13 protein-coding genes are annotated in these 16,389 nt (G+C 38.8%); 10 read left to right on the top strand and 3 right to left on the bottom strand.

What is annotated here, in order from left to right:
• Positions 1 to 170 precede the first annotated feature (170 nt).
• A complete protein-coding gene (locus ACIQZI_RS17480; RefSeq protein ID WP_403075382.1) occupies positions 171 to 1,514 on the bottom strand; it encodes a sodium-dependent transporter in 1,344 nt (447 codons plus the stop codon).
• A gap of 336 nt (positions 1,515 to 1,850) precedes the next feature.
• On the opposite strand from ACIQZI_RS17480, the gene yugI reads away from it, so the two are divergent.
• The 3 genes from yugI to ACIQZI_RS17465 all read left to right on the top strand — a co-directional run bounded on the left by yugI (position 1,851) and on the right by ACIQZI_RS17465 (position 5,275).
• A complete protein-coding gene (gene yugI / locus ACIQZI_RS17475; RefSeq protein WP_028393739.1) occupies positions 1,851 to 2,258 on the top strand; it encodes a S1 domain-containing post-transcriptional regulator GSP13 in 408 nt (135 codons plus the stop codon).
• Between the two features lie 317 nt (positions 2,259 to 2,575).
• Complete coding sequence (locus ACIQZI_RS17470) at positions 2,576 to 3,739, top strand: iron-containing alcohol dehydrogenase (protein ID WP_403075378.1); 1,164 nt, start codon at positions 2,576 to 2,578, stop codon at positions 3,737 to 3,739.
• A 186-nt stretch (positions 3,740 to 3,925) separates the two neighbouring features.
• The gene (locus tag ACIQZI_RS17465; RefSeq protein WP_403075376.1) at positions 3,926 to 5,275 is read left to right on the top strand and encodes a glucose-6-phosphate isomerase; all 1,350 of its coding nucleotides are present in this window, start codon (positions 3,926 to 3,928) and stop codon (positions 5,273 to 5,275) included.
• Positions 5,276 to 5,386: 111 nt separating this feature from the next.
• Here the strand turns inward: ACIQZI_RS17465 and ACIQZI_RS17460 are convergent, their stop codons facing one another.
• Both ACIQZI_RS17460 and ACIQZI_RS17455 read right to left on the bottom strand, forming a co-directional pair.
• Positions 5,387 to 6,370: a potassium channel family protein gene (locus tag ACIQZI_RS17460; RefSeq protein ID WP_403075373.1), complete on the bottom strand. Its 984-nt coding sequence runs from the start codon at positions 6,368 to 6,370 to the stop codon at positions 5,387 to 5,389.
• Between the two features lie 318 nt (positions 6,371 to 6,688).
• Positions 6,689 to 7,975, bottom strand: a complete 1,287-nt coding sequence (locus tag ACIQZI_RS17455) for a glycoside hydrolase family 18 protein (RefSeq protein WP_403075370.1) — start codon at positions 7,973 to 7,975, stop codon at positions 6,689 to 6,691.
• 157 nt (positions 7,976 to 8,132) lie between these two features.
• Here ACIQZI_RS17455 and ACIQZI_RS17450 point away from each other — a divergent pair, with 157 nt between their 5' ends.
• The 7 genes from ACIQZI_RS17450 to ACIQZI_RS17420 all read left to right on the top strand — a co-directional run bounded on the left by ACIQZI_RS17450 (position 8,133) and on the right by ACIQZI_RS17420 (position 16,389).
• The gene (locus ACIQZI_RS17450) at positions 8,133 to 8,336 is read left to right on the top strand and encodes an alpha/beta-type small acid-soluble spore protein (RefSeq protein WP_062185941.1); all 204 of its coding nucleotides are present in this window, start codon (positions 8,133 to 8,135) and stop codon (positions 8,334 to 8,336) included.
• A gap of 212 nt (positions 8,337 to 8,548) precedes the next feature.
• Positions 8,549 to 9,376, top strand: coding sequence for an undecaprenyl-diphosphate phosphatase (locus ACIQZI_RS17445; protein ID WP_483878425.1), 828 nt, complete (start codon positions 8,549 to 8,551; stop codon positions 9,374 to 9,376).
• Positions 9,377 to 9,855: 479 nt separating this feature from the next.
• A complete protein-coding gene (locus tag ACIQZI_RS17440) occupies positions 9,856 to 11,310 on the top strand; it encodes a catalase (RefSeq protein ID WP_403075366.1) in 1,455 nt (484 codons plus the stop codon).
• Between the two features lie 774 nt (positions 11,311 to 12,084).
• A complete protein-coding gene (locus tag ACIQZI_RS17435; RefSeq protein ID WP_062185947.1) occupies positions 12,085 to 12,417 on the top strand; it encodes a hypothetical protein in 333 nt (110 codons plus the stop codon).
• 172 nt (positions 12,418 to 12,589) lie between these two features.
• Positions 12,590 to 13,843 carry a methyl-accepting chemotaxis protein gene (locus ACIQZI_RS17430; RefSeq protein WP_403075363.1) on the top strand — a complete coding sequence of 418 codons (1,254 nt, stop codon included), beginning with the start codon at positions 12,590 to 12,592 and terminating at the stop codon, positions 13,841 to 13,843.
• Between the two features lie 346 nt (positions 13,844 to 14,189).
• Positions 14,190 to 16,136, top strand: coding sequence for a hypothetical protein (locus ACIQZI_RS17425; protein ID WP_403075360.1), 1,947 nt, complete (start codon positions 14,190 to 14,192; stop codon positions 16,134 to 16,136).
• On the top strand, positions 16,126 to 16,389 hold the full coding sequence (locus ACIQZI_RS17420; RefSeq protein ID WP_403075358.1) for a zf-HC2 domain-containing protein: 264 nt from the start codon (positions 16,126 to 16,128) through the stop codon (positions 16,387 to 16,389). The genes ACIQZI_RS17425 and ACIQZI_RS17420 overlap by 11 nt, the downstream gene beginning before the upstream one ends.

Raw genomic sequence — 16,389 nt, 5'->3', positions numbered from 1 at the left:
GGAGATCTTTTTCTTTTTTTAAAAGACTCATTTGGTTGATTGGAGCGGAAGTGCGAGACTCCTGAGGAGGAGGCTCACCGCCCGCTCCGCAAAAAGCGAGAAACTGGAGCGGAAATCAACTAATCCGCACTGCTTGGTAAATAGCAACAAAGTATGCGGAAACAGCCTTTTTAAATAATACCAAGCGAACTTAGTAGAACAAGGATAATTCCAATTGGTGCGATGTACCGAATGATAAAATACCAAATCTTAAATACTTTAGATGAAAGGGTAGAACCAAGCTCTAGTTCATTTTGGACATGTATTCGTTTCATTTGATAGCCGATAAATAGTGAAATGAACAGTGCCCCGACTGGAAGGGCGATATTACTTACAAGGTAATCTGCCATATCGAATATTGATTTGTCAAATATCGTAACATCAGAGAGCACATCGAAGGAAAGCGCGCTTGGGATACCTAAGATAAATACAAAAATACCAGCTAGCCAAGAAGACTTTTTCCGTTTCGTTGGGTCATTTTTTGACAACGCTGCGACAATAATTTCAAGGATTGAGAAAGCTGAAGTAAAGGTCGCGAACGCAAGCAGGATGAAGAATATGAGCATGAAAAAGCTACTAAAGGCCATTTCATTAAATACAGCAGGTAGGACTACAAAGACGAGTCCAGGTCCGCTTGCAGGATCAAATCCGAGTGCAAAGACAGCTGGGAAAATGACCAGTCCAGCGAGAAGACAGATGAAAATATTCAAACCAACAACAGATAATGCTGATTTTGTTATATCTTCCTGCTTCCCTAAATAAGAGGCATACGTTACCATGACAGAAATCCCGACACTAAGTAGGAAGAAGGCCTGACCTAACGCCATTAAAACCGTTTGTCCTGTTAAAATAGAGAAATCAGGCTTTAAGAGAAATTCAACACCAGCATAGGCTCCTTTAAGTGTCAATGAACGAATCAGCAGCACAAGAAAAAGAATAAAAAGTGCAGGCATCATAATTTTATTTGCCTTTTCAATGCCATTTTGTATGCCGCCTTTTACTACAATAATCGTTAAGATCATGAAGACAAGTTGAGCTAGTACTGTTTCATAAGGGTTGCTAATGATCGTTTCGAACAACTGTCCGTATTCATTTTGAGATAATCCTGAAAGGGAACCCGTTATGCTTCGAACAATATAAGAAAGTATCCAGCCGCCAACAACACTATAAAATGAAAGCAGTATAAAAGAAGCGACCACTCCACCATATCCAACGAGAACCCATGGTTTACCCGGAGCGATAGATTTATAAGCAGATACTGCATCTTTTTGGGCATGTCGGCCGATAATAAATTCGGCGATTAAGATAGGTGTTCCAATTAATAAAGTGAATAGAATGAAGAGCAAGAAGAACATGCCGCCTCCATTTGTTCCGGTCATATATGGGAACTTCCAAATAGCACCCAATCCAATTGCAGAACCAGCAGCTGCAAGGATAAAACCAATCTTAGATGTCCATTGTTCTGGTTTTGCCATAGATGTGTAACTCCTTTTTGCTTTTATTATCGTCAAAATACGTAAAACTAACGATTAATTTTATTATCGTACTATTATATTGTCGAAATGTGTAGACTTTTTTTAAAAGATAGTCTATTTCCAACAATTCCCCTTCGATAATGTGTTTAAAGGTAGTACGAAAGAGGCAACTTTTAAATAAAGTGATGGGGATCTTGACTCTCCGTTAATGCGGGATAAAAAGGGTTCGTTTTTTAAAAATGGAAGGTTGTTCCCTTTGATTATTTTCGAAATCTATGATAGAATTTCTAATTGCATGTAAAGAGAAAAAATTTACTTAAAAATAGGAGTGTTACAATGTCTACAAATTACGAAATTGGAGCAGTTGTTGCTGGTAAAGTTACTGGCATTCAACCTTATGGTGCTTTTGTTGCATTAGATGAATCTACACAAGGTTTAGTTCATATCTCTGAAATTACTCATGGATATGTTAAAGATATCAATGACCATTTAAAGGTTGGCGATGAGGTTCAAGTGAAAGTTCTTTCAATTGACGAAGCAAAAGGGAAAATCGGTCTTTCCATCCGTGCTACAGAAGAAGCTCCTGAACGTACAGAAGCTCCTGCTAATAAAGCCCCTAAAAAACGTCAAGCAGCTGTTAAAACTTCAACTAACACTGATTCTTCTGAAGGCTTCAACACATTGAAAGATAAACTTCAAGAGTGGATTGAACAATCTAAACGTGAAGATTTAATCAAGAAATAATGACTTAGTAAGCTGGTGGTCCTTTTGGATCAACCGGCTTTTATTTTTTTATGGAGCAGATTTAGATTTTGGAGAGGTTGTTCAAAAAGTCCGGTAAAAATAGTTGTCGAATTGCTTCAAAGCTCTGTCTCTCCGGTTCTCTCGAGATGCGCACCTCCAACTTCTCGGCTCTTTTTATCCTCCTTTTTGAACATGAATTTGTAGTGATTACAAATGCGAATTATGGTAGCCTCCTTAACTTTATAAAGTTCTAATCGTATGTTTTGTAATTGTCGGAGTTCTTGTAGATAATAAGAGTATAAAAAGGAGGGGATTGAGTGGAGAATTTTGTATATAAGAATCCAACTAAGCTTATCTTCGGAAAAGATCAACTTAGTCAGTTACAACAGGAAATTCCGTCATTTGGTAAAAGGGTACTCGTTGTTTATGGTGGGGGCAGCATTAAAAAGAATGGATTATATGAACAGGTGATGGCGATTCTAAATGAAATCGACGTCAAAACGTTTGAGCTGGCTGGTGTGGAACCGAATCCACGTATTGCGACAGTTCGTAAAGGCGTAGAGATTTGTAGGGAACATAAGATTGACTTTATCCTTGCTGTTGGCGGTGGCAGTGTGATTGATTGTACGAAGGCAATCGCAGCTGGTGCGAAGTATGATGGGGATGCATGGGATTTGGTGACGAAAAAATCACCAGTAAAAGCAGCGCTTCCTTTTGGAACCGTTCTAACCCTTGCTGCGACTGGTTCTGAAATGAATGCTGGATCGGTTATCACCAATTGGGAAACGAAAGAGAAATATGGCTGGGGAAGCCCTATGACGTACCCGCAATTCTCAATTCTTGATCCAGAGAATACTTTCACAGTACCGAAAGATCAGACTGTCTATGGAATCGTTGACATGATGTCTCATGTGTTTGAACAATATTTTCATCCAGCCGCTCATGCACCGTTGCAGGATCGCTTTTGTGAATCACTGCTAATCACCGTAATGGAAACGGCACCGAAGCTATTGGAGGATTTAGAGAATTACGAGCATCGGGCAACGATTTTATACAGTGGCACAATTGCCTTAAATGGATCTTTAGGAGTTGGATACAGAGGGGACTGGGCATCTCATAATATTGAGCACAGTGTCTCAGCTGTTTACGACATTCCACATGCAGGCGGACTAGCAATTCTGTTTCCAAACTGGATGAAGCATGTTCTGCATGTTGATGTTAGCCGTTTTAAACAACTTGCTGTCCGAGTGTTCAACGTGGATCCAGAAGGCAAGACAGACGAAGAAACCGCTCTTTTGGGCATTGATAAGCTTCGTGAATTCTGGTCAAGCCTTGGTGCACCAACGAGACTTGCAGATTATGACATAGATGATTCTGAAATTGAAACTATGGCAGACAAAGCGATGGTATATGGAGAGTTTGGTAAGTTCAAATCATTAAATCGTGATGATGTATTAGCGATTTTGAAGGCATCTCTGTAAGTGCTTCTTACTTGAACAAACATGCTGAAGACCCGTTCAAGCAATGTTGATTTTTTTAGGATTTGTTCATTTGTAAAAACATTCAGATAATTTTTTTGGTTGGTTACGCTTTCATTGAGCTGAAGTCTTGATTATCAGGGAAGCTTTCGTTAAAGTGAAAGAGTAATCTAAATAGATGGAGGAACGATGATGACACATGTACGTTTTGATTATTCCAAAGCATTGTCTTTTTTTGGAGAACATGAAATTACATATTTACAAGATGCAGTAAAAGCGGCACACAATTCTTTGCACGAAAAAACAGGAGCGGGAAATGACTTTTTAGGTTGGATTGACCTTCCTGTTGATTATGACAAAGAGGAATTTGCCCGTATTCAAAAAGCAGCAAGTAAAATTAAATCTGATTCTGATGTGTTGCTTGTTATCGGAATCGGCGGTTCTTATTTGGGCGCTCGTGCAGCAATTGAAATGTTGCAACATAGCTTCTATAACGCGCTATCTAAAGAACAACGTAAAACGCCGCAAATTATCTTTGTAGGCAATAATATCTCTTCTACTTACATGAAGGATGTTATGGAATTGCTTGAGGATAAGGATTTCTCAATCAATGTGATTTCAAAATCTGGTACGACGACAGAGCCTGCTCTTGCATTCCGTATTTTCCGTAAGCTATTGCTTGAAAAATATGGTGTCGAAGAAGGAACTTCACGGATTTTTGCCACAACTGATAAAGCGAAAGGTGCACTTAAAACCCTTTCAAATGAAAAAGGATATGAAACATTTGTCATTCCTGATGATGTTGGTGGACGTTATTCTGTATTGACGGCTGTTGGCTTATTACCGATCGCGGTTAGCGGTGCCGACATTGAAGAAATGATGAAAGGTGCAGCTGCTGCACGCACGGATTTCAGCTCTCCTGAATTAACGGATAATGCTGCATATCAATACGCGGCAGTTCGTAATGTTCTGTATAACAAAGGCAAAACGATTGAAATGCTAATCAATTATGAGCCAGGTCTTCAATATTTCTCTGAGTGGTGGAAACAATTGTTTGGTGAAAGTGAAGGGAAAGACCAAAAAGGAATTTTCCCAGCTTCTGCAAACTTCTCAACAGATCTACATTCAATGGGGCAATACGTACAAGAAGGACGTCGTGACTTATTTGAAACGGTTATCAAAGTTGAAGAGGCACGCCATGAATTGACGATTGAAGCAGAAGATAATGATCTTGACGGTTTAAACTATCTTGCAGGTGAAACTGTTGATTTCGTAAATAATAAAGCATTTGAAGGCACGTTGCTTGCTCATACAGACGGAAATGTTCCGAACTTAGTTGTGAACATCCCTAAAATGGATGCATACACATTCGGATACTTGGCCTATTTCTTTGAAAAAGCATGTGCGGTAAGCGGCTACCTATTAGGTGTCAATCCATTTGACCAACCAGGCGTAGAAGCATACAAAGTCAATATGTTCGCGCTACTTGGCAAACCAGGCTTCGAAGAAAAGAAAGCTGAACTTGAAAAAAGACTTTAACAATAAGAAATGCAAAAAAGGCACAGTCGACCGACTGTGCCTTTTTGCGAAATATTTAGGGGTCAGACCCCATTTCCCAGAATATTTCCCGGATTCGTATTGATCGTCCATTCAGCGCATGACTAGCAGGATATCTTCAGAAGAGACTTTGGTTTCCAGAGGGGGAGGGAGTAGCTTCTTTTCTTTTCGGATGATTCCAATCACGACTGTATGTTGTTCAAGCAGTAGGATCGTTAATTCTTTGTATGTTAGCTGTTCCCATTCATTTTTCAAAGCAAGTGAGCCTAGTGATACATTCGAATCATCTAACAACTCAGCAACATCCATTTCTCCCATTATTTTTTTGAGCATATAGTCGCTGGCAAAGCGATTCGTCTCGATTAACCCATCGGCCCCAGCTCGCCAAGCATTTTCACGTTGATCGACTGTTAAGATTTCCACTAAACAAAATAGATCTTTTTTCAAACCTTTGATGGCCAATAATGTCAAAATAGAAAACATGTCTGTTTGAAATTCATTTTGCCTTAAATCTGCAGTAATTAAAACACGATCAGCATGACTGATATTCGCTCGAAGCAAAACGGTATCAGTTGTGGCCTTACCGTGTATGAAATGGATATTTGTCAATGGCAGAGGATGTTCTGTTAATGACTCATCGATTAAGACGATTTGTAAGCGTTGATTTCTTTCATGAAGTTCTTCAATAATTCCACGAGAGCGTTCGTTCCACCCGACAATGATCACATGACCTGCACCATTAAATTTCTTCTTCCCTTGGCGATAGGTTTGCTCTGAGGTGGCAGCAATGGCGGAAACAGAAGCGAAATAAGAAGAGACAAGTCCTGCACCAGATAAAATGAGCAAGATCCCAATGGCCCGTCCAAAGTCGCTATTCGGCGCATAATCCCCATAGCCAACAGTAGCCATTGTCACGATTGCCCACCAAATTCCTTCATAAAGAGTAGGGAATGTTTTAGGTTCAGAGAAATGAATCAGCATTCCGAATGAAAAGAGAAAAATAGCAATTACACCAAGTAACCTGAAAAGACTTGGCCACCTTGAAAACCTTCTATCAAATTTCCTCAATCGAATCATTGAAGACACCACCTGTCCTTACTGTATCTCTTATCAGTATGGACAATAGGATATGGCTTTCATAACAAAGTCGTTAAGTTTTAGGCGTGTGCAAAAATAAAAACCACAAAAAGCCCTCAGTTATTTTCAAACATCGAATAATTAGTTGGCATAAATCTCACTTGTCTATATTCGGTAGTCAAACATAAAAAAGGGATATCCCTTAAGAAAAGGGTCACCCACCAACTACTATAAATATTTTATATGAAATATAGGTAAGGTATGAAAACTGTGTGTGGTATAGGAGATCGGACCCGTTTAGGCTATCCTTACAAACCATTAGCCTCTTTTTCGTACATGAAAGTTATCGCTGATTAACAGCCAATTTTGCGGGAAAGCAAGCCCAAGCTTCCAATAACTCATTCCGCGGATCTTCAGTTCTTTTAGTAAGTCAAACTTAGCCTGAATCGAACGGGCGTCTTCAAACCAGACTTCATGGTTTTTGTTTTCGCTATCTTTGTATATGAAAAAAGGTGCCTGCTCTTCATAATTATATTGAATTTCGACTGAGTGCTCTAAAGCTAACTGTATGGCTTGTTGCGGACTGACGGCTTTTGCGATTGTTCCCTGAACGAAAGGAAGTGTCCAGTCGTAGCCATATAAGTTTTGGCCCATGAGAATTTTTGATGCAGGCATCTCTGTAATGGCATACTCAAGAACGTCTCGCACTGGACCAATGGGTGAAACGGCACGCGCAGGTCCACCACTATAGCCCCACTCATAGGTCATAATCACAACAAAATCAACAATTTCTCCATGAGCTTTATAATCATGCCCTTCGTACCAAAGTCCTTTTTGATCCGCGCTCGTCTTAGGTGCAAGCGCCGTCGAAAGTAACCATCCTTCTTGTTGAAAGCGTGTTTTTGCTTTTCTTAAAAAACGATTATAAGCTTCTCGGTCTGCTGGTCTAATGAACTCAAAATCAAAATGAATATCTTTAAAGCCATATTTTTGTGCTGTATTTACAATATTATTTAGAAAGGTATTTTGAATGGTCATATCATTTAAAAGTATCCTCGCTAGTTCATCGTTGAATTGGTCATTCTCTTGATTCGTAATCACCATCATTAAGACATTTCGATTGTTTCGGGCAATGGTTGGGAAGCCATCAAGAAGTGGCTCTTTCAATGAACCATTGCGAAGGGCCTGAAAGCTAAAGGGAGCTAAGTAGGTTAAGTAGGGTGCTGTTTCTCTGGCGCTACTTATCAAATTAGGGCTAACTGTCGTTCCGCGCGGTTCCACATAACCGTTAAATTCAGCTGTTCTTTTTGGTTTCGCAGGAATATATAACCGAAAACCGACAGAAAGTGTTTGATTGACTGATAGCTGGTTAATTCGTACAAGCTCTTGAACAGGAATACCTACCTTTTGTGATATAGATGATAAACTATCTCCTGGTTGAACGAAGTAATAACTGCCTACGATGGGTATAACAAGGGCCTGCCCGACGACAAGGCGATCTGGATTTTCCAATTGATTGGCCTCACTTAAACGGTTAGCAGGCACACTATATGCTTCGGCGATGCTCGTCAGTGTTTGATTTCGCTGGACTACATGAATTTGCAAGTGCATAACCTCCTGAAAAAGATGAGCGGATGATGAAATATATCCGTTGTAAAAAGTTTATGATAGATAAACCATTTCATGATGCAAATCGTTTCCGCAAATTCCCATTCATATAAAAATAAAATTTACAAATAATTAATAACAGGAGGTGATAAACATGGCAAATAACAATAACAGCAATAACTTAGTCGTACCTGGAGCAGAGCAAGCACTAGAACAAATGAAGTATGAAATTGCTAGTGAATTTGGCGTGAATTTAGGAGCCGAAACTACAGCACGTGCAAACGGATCTGTAGGTGGAGAAATTACAAAACGTTTAGTGCAAATGGCTGAACAGCACTTAGGCGGTTACAGCAAATAATTAAATATAAATGGATGAAAGAAGGGGACTTTAGTTCCCTTCTTTTTGTTGTTATTCCTATTAAACAGGTAGGGATGAAGAGAGTCTCCTAAGTAATTGAAACTTCACTTTATGATAATTAGATTAAAAACAACAAATTAATTAGACATTCTCTTTAGTGGGAGGTACAATCTATTTTGTGAATAGAAGCCGTAATAAATGAGGTGGAAGAAATTAATATGTGGGAAATTTTTGTGGCGATTGTTCTTGGACTTGTTGAAGGGTTAACGGAGTTTGCTCCAGTTTCTTCTACAGGGCATATGATTATCGTCGATGATCTGTTGTTTAAATCAAACGAGTTATTTGGAAATGAAATAGCGAACGTGTTTAAGGTTGTCATTCAATTAGGTAGTATTTTAGCAGTAGCTGTTATTTTTTGGGATCGGATTTTGGATTTATTAGGTCTTCGTAAAATGAAAAATGTGGATAGACCGAGTGGGGAAAGACTAAGTCTCCTGAAAATTATTGTCGGTTTAATCCCGGCGGGAATATTAGGCGTTTTATTTGAAGATTACATAGACGAGCACTTATTCTCAGTTAAAACAGTGGCAATTGGTTTACTAATCGGTGCGTTCTTAATGATTGCGGCCGATAAAATCAAGCCGAGAATTCAAACAGCAACGGTAGATGAAATTACTTATAAGCAAGCATTAGGAGTAGGGTTAATTCAATGCTTGTCACTTTGGCCTGGTTTTTCACGTTCAGGATCAACCATATCTGGAGGCGTTCTGCTTGGGCTAAGCTATCGAGCAGCGGCTGATTTTACTTTCATTATGGCCATTCCTATTATGGCCGGTGCCAGTTTATTGAAAGTTGTCAAGTACTGGAGCTTCTTTTCACTAGATGTGTTGCCATTTTTCATTGCAGGTTTCATCAGCGCCTTTATCTTTGCTTTAATCTGTATCCGTTTCTTCTTAAAATTAATTGAAAAAATTAAGCTAACACCGTTTGCGATTTACCGAATTGTTTTAGCTGCGATCATTTTATTTATTTATTTGTAATACATTTGTGTAATTTTTTATTATCTTCGATTCCTCGTGGGAAATTTAGAATTAGTACATGAAAAAACGAACCTTCACCTCTTTTAAAAAGAGGTGGGGGTTTTTGATTATTAAAGATAGTTGTAAAAATAAACTTTGTCAGTAACGAATTCATGTATTATAAATGAATATTTCCTGTGTTGAATTATCGCATTATTAAGTCTTTTTATTGGCGTGATATCGTACGAACACGTATAATATAGTGGAGTGATATCACGCTTACTTGAGTCATTTTATTCGGTTTTTAATGAATCTGCATGTAATCGCTTTCTTTTGTAAGTTTTGATTGCGTCTTTATGTGTATTTTGTAAATTTTTTATTCTGAATATTTACATTAAAATAAATAATATTACATTACAATTATTATAAAAAAGGATTGATTTTTTTATAATAAGTATTATTATTATAAGTATACAAAATAAATTTAGAGGTGATTCAAAATGACAAACCAGAAAAACCTTACAACTAGCTGGGGAGCTCCAGTTGGAGATAACCAGAACTCGGCTACTGCTGGTCAGCGGGGTCCAGTATTAATTCAAGATGTACATTTACTTGAGAAACTTGCTCATTTTAACCGTGAGCGTGTACCTGAACGTGTAGTTCACGCAAAAGGCGGCGGCGCGCATGGTACATTCACAGTAACAAATGACCTTTCTAAATACACAAAAGCAAAACTATTTAACGGCGTTGGGAAAGAAACTGACATGTTTATCCGTTTCTCATCAGTAGCAGGTGAGCTTGGTTCTGCTGATACAGCACGTGATCCACGCGGATTCTCTGTTAAATTTTATACAGAAGAAGGAAACTATGACATCGTTGGGAACAATACGCCTGTATTTTTTATCCGCGATGCCATTAAATTCCCTGACTTTATTCATACACAAAAAAGAGATCCAAGAACACATTTAAAAAATGCTACTGCTGTTTGGGATTTCTGGTCTCATTCGCCAGAATCTCTTCACCAAGTGACAACTTTGATGTCTGATCGTGGGATTCCAGCAACTTGGAGACATATGCATGGATACGGAAGCCATACCTTCAAATGGGTAAACGATGAAGGACAAGCTGTTTGGGTGAAATATCACTTTAGAACAGAACAAGGTGTCAAAAACCTTGATGTCGATCTTGCTGCAAAAATTGCTGGTGAAAACCCAGACTATTATACAGAAGATCTTTTCAATGCAATTGAAAAAGGCGATTTCCCTGCATGGAGACTATATGTGCAAATCATGCCTTTAGAAGATGCGGATACATACCGCTTCGACCCATTTGATATAACGAAAGTATGGTCACAAAAAGATTACCCACTAATCGAACTTGGCCGTATGGAATTGAATCGTAATCCTGAGAACTATTTTGCTGAAGTAGAGCAAGCTACATTCTCTCCGGGAACATTTGTACCAGGTGTTGAAGCTTCTCCAGACAAAATGTTACAAGGACGTATATTCTCTTATGGTGATGCACATCGTTACCGCGTTGGTGCAAATCATAACCAACTTCCAATTAACCGTCCAAAAGTAGAAGTGAGTAATCATCAACGTGATGGTTTCATGGCTGCAGACGGAAACGGTGGACGTTCTGTCTACTACGAGCCGAACAGCTTTGGTGGACCAAATGAAGTACCGGAGGCAAAATTAACTCCATTTGAAGTATCAGGACAAGCGGCACAAGTAGCTTATAACAGTGATGATCATTATACGCAAGCTGGTGACCTATACCGTTTACTTAGCCAAGAAGAACGCACACGTCTAGTTGCTAACATCGTTGGAGCAATGGAACCAGTGGAATTAGAAGAAATTAAATTGCGTCAAATCGGCCATTTCTACAAAGCTGATCCAGAATACGGTACTCGTATTGCTGAAGGTCTTGGCTTAGCTGTACCACAAGAAGTGTAAGAATCACTCGCTTTATTCTCTTATATGGACGAGGGTATCCCAAAAAAGGGTCTTGACCTCATGCTCTATACACCGTTTATTGTGTCATGTACACATTATACAAACGATATATAGTAGACGTGGGGCCTGATCTTTTCGTTATGGGGATAGCCTCGTTTTTTTCTTTTTAGAGGTTGTTCAAAAGTCCTATTCAGATGATTCTCGAATTACACCCAAGCGCTGTCTTTGGACTTCGCATAATCATTCATAGCAGGCGTAGAGACTATTGCTCCTCAAACTTCTTGGCTCATTTGTAGAAAGGGGGCGGGGGCTTCGCAAAATCAGCTACGCACCGCGACCTTCATAAGGTGATACAATTTGAGAACCTGAACCTTTTTCATCGCTTTAGTTTTAGAGCAGACACTTATGGATGTTTTTATCTTCTTTTTTTAACCAGCACGTCTAGCAATATGCCTTCCACTATTTGCTGAATCGTTTTTTTTGCATCTCTTATAGAAAATTTCGTAAGCTATTGAAAATGGCTTTATATCTTCATCTGTGTGAATGGTTACCTCAACTAAACGCTATTAACATACTGGTAAGTTTCATTGATATTTCATGAATTGGGGAATTACTTCAAAAAGAAAGGCGACAAGGTGTAGCTAGATTTCGCTGATACCTTCTAACCAATAGTTTCTAGTTTTTTTCGCGAAAATTTAGGGTAAAGTGTCATACATCCTGTTAAACTGAGATACATATAGATTAAAAGCTTTATTAAAGTGAGGATTTCATTCAATGATAAAAAAGATAGTGCTTCTAAGTAGTTTACTTATTATATTGGCTATATTAGTATACGTTTCATTTGGTGACAAAATAAATCGGGTAGAGCATGTAACAATTGTGGACAAGTATTATCCAGAATCATCTGATGGGAAAGCTGTTGGTTATAAAACGGATAAAGTAATCGAAGTATCTAAAAACGGAAAAGGCTATAATTGCGCGATGGAATTCGATAACGGAAAAATATTGGAGTTAGACTGCAGTGTAAACGTAGATTATAAAATTGACGAAAAAGTGTTTGTTACAAGTGATGGGAATCAGATTACAGAAATTCGTAGAAAGAAATAAAAGGGGAGATTATTGGAATGGAATCGTATTATTCAAAATACTAAATAGTACGATAGACTTTTCTGAAAAACAAATTTATTAGGAGTTTAGTAGCTTATTTCTAGTAAGTTTTTCATAATAATAGTATGATTCCCTTATGTAAGTTCATTATCTTATGTAAGGGGAGTTGTTAGTGAGTCGTTTGAATTACGTATTTCGAACTAGCCTTTTAGTTATCCCGGCCTCATTTTTGATAGGATTAGTAGTAACTCAATTGAATAGTTTAACTGGAGTTAACTTTTGGATGACTCTTATCGGTCTGACGATCGTTGGCGGAGTATTAGCAGTTGTGTCTTCCATAATCAATTATCAACGGTTTGTTGTACCGATTGACTCAATTAATCAATTTTTAGAGCAATTGGCCGATGGTGATGTGCAAAATCGGCTTAATCCGAAAGAAGTCGGTCTTTTTCATTCGGTGGCAGATAGCATCAACAAAGCTACGGATTCTTGGGGGAATGTGCTGGCTAAACTCCAAGAGGCATCAAAAAATATGGCTGCTTATACAGAGGATTTGGCTCAAGGAGCAGAGCAAACGAATCAAGCAACTGAACAAATTACAGATATAATTGAAAATATTGCCAAAGGGGCAGGGAGTCAAGTAGAAGGAATGCATCAAGCTTCTGCAACGATTTATCAAATGTCTGCTAGTTTATCTCAAGTGTCTACCAATGCCGTCACAGTGACAGAAAGCATGGATGAGACTTTGAAAAAAGCAGATACTGGTTCCGTAACGATTGAAGTAGCCAGCAAACAAATGGAGTCCATTCATTCAAATGTAACTGAATTAGCTCGAGTGGTACAAGGATTAGGCGAGCGTTCGAATGAAATTGGCAAGATTTCAGAAGTCATTACAGGAATTGCTGCACAGACGAATTTACTTGCTTTGAATGCGGCTATTGAAGCAGCTAGAGCAGGGGAACATGGAAAAGGCTTTGCGGTTGTTGCGGATGAAGTGAGAAACCTAGCTGAACAATCTGGACAGGCGACAAAACAAATTAGTGAAATCATTTCTCATATTCAAAAAGAAACGAATGAAGTCGTTGGAACGATGAAAGCTGTGAACCATGAAGTTGGCGAAGGAATTGAAGCGATGAGTGGTGCTGGGGATTCGTTCTTGCAGATTCAAGAATCCGTTAATTTTGTCTCAGAACAAGTGGAGCAGGTTTCAGCTGCCATCCAGCAAATGACTGCAGGAACGGGGATGGCTGTATCATCAATGGACACGATCTCGAATGTTGCAGCGGAATCCGCAAAATCAACTCAAAGTGTGTTAGCGGCGACGGCTGAACAAGCAGAATCAATCAAGGAAATTAGCTCCTTTGCTGGTTACCTAAAGAAACAAGCAGGAGAATTACAGGAAATGATCTATACATTTAAGCTATGAGAAAGAGTGCCTATGTAAAATAGGTGCTCTTTTTTGTATGAGGACATGGGGACGGGTCTTCGCGACTTACTCATATTGCCATTCTCCTTAGTGGGTATATTTATATGATCGAGAAAGCATCCGAAATTCCGGCTCCGCACCGCCACCATTTTGATTAGGTGAGTGTAGCGTGCTTAATGATACATCCTTCATAGTAACTGGTGGCGTTTTAACGCTATTCGGATTTTGTATAGGAAATATATGATTATTTTAGTTCAATCTTCAATATCGATGAAACCTTTTGAGAGGTCCGTTGTCAAAGTTAATGTGTGGCCCACAGAATAGAACAAATAAAGGAGTTATTAATATGGAGTGGATTAGCCGATTTGTTTTGCACGTTGATTCGTACTTTCTTTTAAGTACATATAGTAAATGGATTATTCAGTGGACATTAGCAGGATTGATCGTATATTCTTTATTATCTTTGTATGATAAGAAATGGGACCAGCCTAAAAACTGGTTATATGTAGGGGTTATTATTCGATTCGTCCTCATGATTGGTTTGTCGATTGAGATGTTTCACCAAGTACATGTTACGCAATTGGCTCATATATATTGGGATAAGGAGCCGTCCGTCCGCCAGTTTCTGCATTTCATGTTTTTCGGTTATATCGTCGTTGTTGGATTTTATTATATGATGACGATTCACCAATCGAAAAATAAAGGTCTGTTTTATACATTTGATATTTTGCTATTAACCATGCCGATTTTACAGCTTTTGACCGGTTTGATTTTCTCTATACGGGAGTATGGGATTACGCTTTCAGATGTAGTGTTTTCATTAGTCATCGTACTTATTACTGGCTTACTCATTTATCTTTTTTATGTGAATTATTGGGGAGTAAAGTGGTACGCAATCATTACTTTTTATGTTGCAGGATTTAGCTCTTTAGTAGTTTTATATATCAGTGAATTTGGCAACTATCGATTGAAAATACCAGAACTAACGAATTTATTTGTATTTTTAGTACTATTGATGACCTATCATTTCATAATAAAAGGTAACCAAAGTTGGCTGAATCCTTATAAAAAGGGATTCAAAATCGGAATGGTCATTGTATTCCTCTTTTTAATCAATCCCATTTACAATTTAGGTCATGTTGCCTTGGCAAAAGCCGATGCAGAGGTTCAACTGCAATACTTTGAATCAGCTGAATTAATTACTTTAAAGGAAGCGGAAGGTCTTGCAAGAAAATTGACTGGTGATCAAGACTTTTTCTTAAGGCAAAGCAATGAAGACTTTCATAATCGATATCCACTCGTTTCTAAAAACTATGATGTGGATATTCATGGAATGTCAGGTACGTTCTTTAATCTAGGGCGAAAGACTCCTGCACAAGGGCAAGAACTTTCCGACAGCCAGTATGTTACTCGTTCCAAGCAGGTTTTGAATACATTGGGAAGGAAATGGAAGGAAGACTCGATTTATATCGAAGTCTCAAAGGGTGATGAAGGGGCAACGATTGTGACGATGCGACCGCAATTAGCAGATGGTACACCAAGTACAGATGATTGGGCTGTGACGACATTTTACTGGGAAAAGGAATCGCTAATGGGGTTACATGAAGAGGCCGCTCTATATTCGCTTGAATCGCTAAAAGGAGTTAGCGTGACAGAAGCTAAGATTGAAAGAAGTATAAAGGGATGGTACGGTTTGCTCGGGCAAGTAACACCGGAGTATGCGCTTTTAGAAGCCCAATATGATTATGGAACTGGACCAATCGAACTAAAATATTTCACGAAAACGGGGGATGCGTTTACAGTTAGCGGAAAAACAGCTGAAGTCCTGCGTTTTTCCGGGAATCTATCAAATAGGGTTCCTTTTGAAACACTCGAGAATACCATCATCAGCGAAAAAGAAGCGGATCTCTCTCAGTGGAAACGTACACGAGCACAGGATTCATGGTACTGGAGTGAAGAGAGTTTGGAGGATTCGCAAGTTTCATATCGGTATACTTTCGAATATAAAGAGGGAGTACCAGCTTTTAGCTATTCGAAAAATATGAACTATCGGATTCCTTCTGACAGTGGGATAAAAGCAATTGATCGGGAAGAGGCATTCAAAGCCGTTGCGAAAAAAGTAGGCAAAACATCTGTTTATGCGAAACGGGCAAAACTTACCCAAGTTATCAATGACGAAGGGGAGATAAGAAAAGCATGGCTTGTTGTCATTCAGCCATTTGGCACGGCGGAGCATAAATTATACTTAGTCGATGTCGAAACCAATAAGGTGGACGCTTTATATGAAAAGTAACCAAGATTGTGCTGTGTTTCAAGATTTATATGAGCTATATGTCGATTGCGAGCTGGAGCCTGAAACGATGGAGTGGATGAGAGAACACGAAATGGGATGCCAGCATTGTCTAAATGAAAATCAGACAAAAATAGAGAATGTTACTTTTCTTGAGGATTTTGAAAAAATAAAAACCATCCGTATTTTGACGGTGCTGCTTTATGGGTCTTTTGCTGTGCTATCATTATGGATGTCTGTCTGGTATTTTTGGTAA

It is taken from the genome of Peribacillus sp. NPDC096379 (assembly GCF_044762875.1).
Lineage (GTDB): Bacteria > Bacillota > Bacilli > Bacillales > DSM-1321 > Peribacillus.
This window is presented reverse-complemented; position numbering and strand designations above follow the sequence as displayed.

Bases quoted from the DNA above. Each gene is read 5' to 3' on its own strand.
- ACIQZI_RS17480 (WP_403075382.1), bottom strand. From the start codon at position 1,514: ATGGCAAAACCAGAACAATGGACATCTAAGATTGGTTTTATCCTTGCA.
- yugI (WP_028393739.1), top strand. From the start codon at position 1,851: ATGTCTACAAATTACGAAATTGGAGCAGTTGTTGCTGGTAAAGTTACT.
- ACIQZI_RS17465 (WP_403075376.1), top strand. From the start codon at position 3,926: ATGATGACACATGTACGTTTTGATTATTCCAAAGCATTGTCTTTTTTT.
- ACIQZI_RS17460 (WP_403075373.1), bottom strand. From the start codon at position 6,370: ATGATTCGATTGAGGAAATTTGATAGAAGGTTTTCAAGGTGGCCAAGT.
- ACIQZI_RS17450 (WP_062185941.1), top strand. From the start codon at position 8,133: ATGGCAAATAACAATAACAGCAATAACTTAGTCGTACCTGGAGCAGAG.
- ACIQZI_RS17440 (WP_403075366.1), top strand. From the start codon at position 9,856: ATGACAAACCAGAAAAACCTTACAACTAGCTGGGGAGCTCCAGTTGGA.
- ACIQZI_RS17435 (WP_062185947.1), top strand. From the start codon at position 12,085: ATGATAAAAAAGATAGTGCTTCTAAGTAGTTTACTTATTATATTGGCT.
- ACIQZI_RS17425 (WP_403075360.1), top strand. From the start codon at position 14,190: ATGGAGTGGATTAGCCGATTTGTTTTGCACGTTGATTCGTACTTTCTT.
- ACIQZI_RS17420 (WP_403075358.1), top strand. From the start codon at position 16,126: ATGAAAAGTAACCAAGATTGTGCTGTGTTTCAAGATTTATATGAGCTA.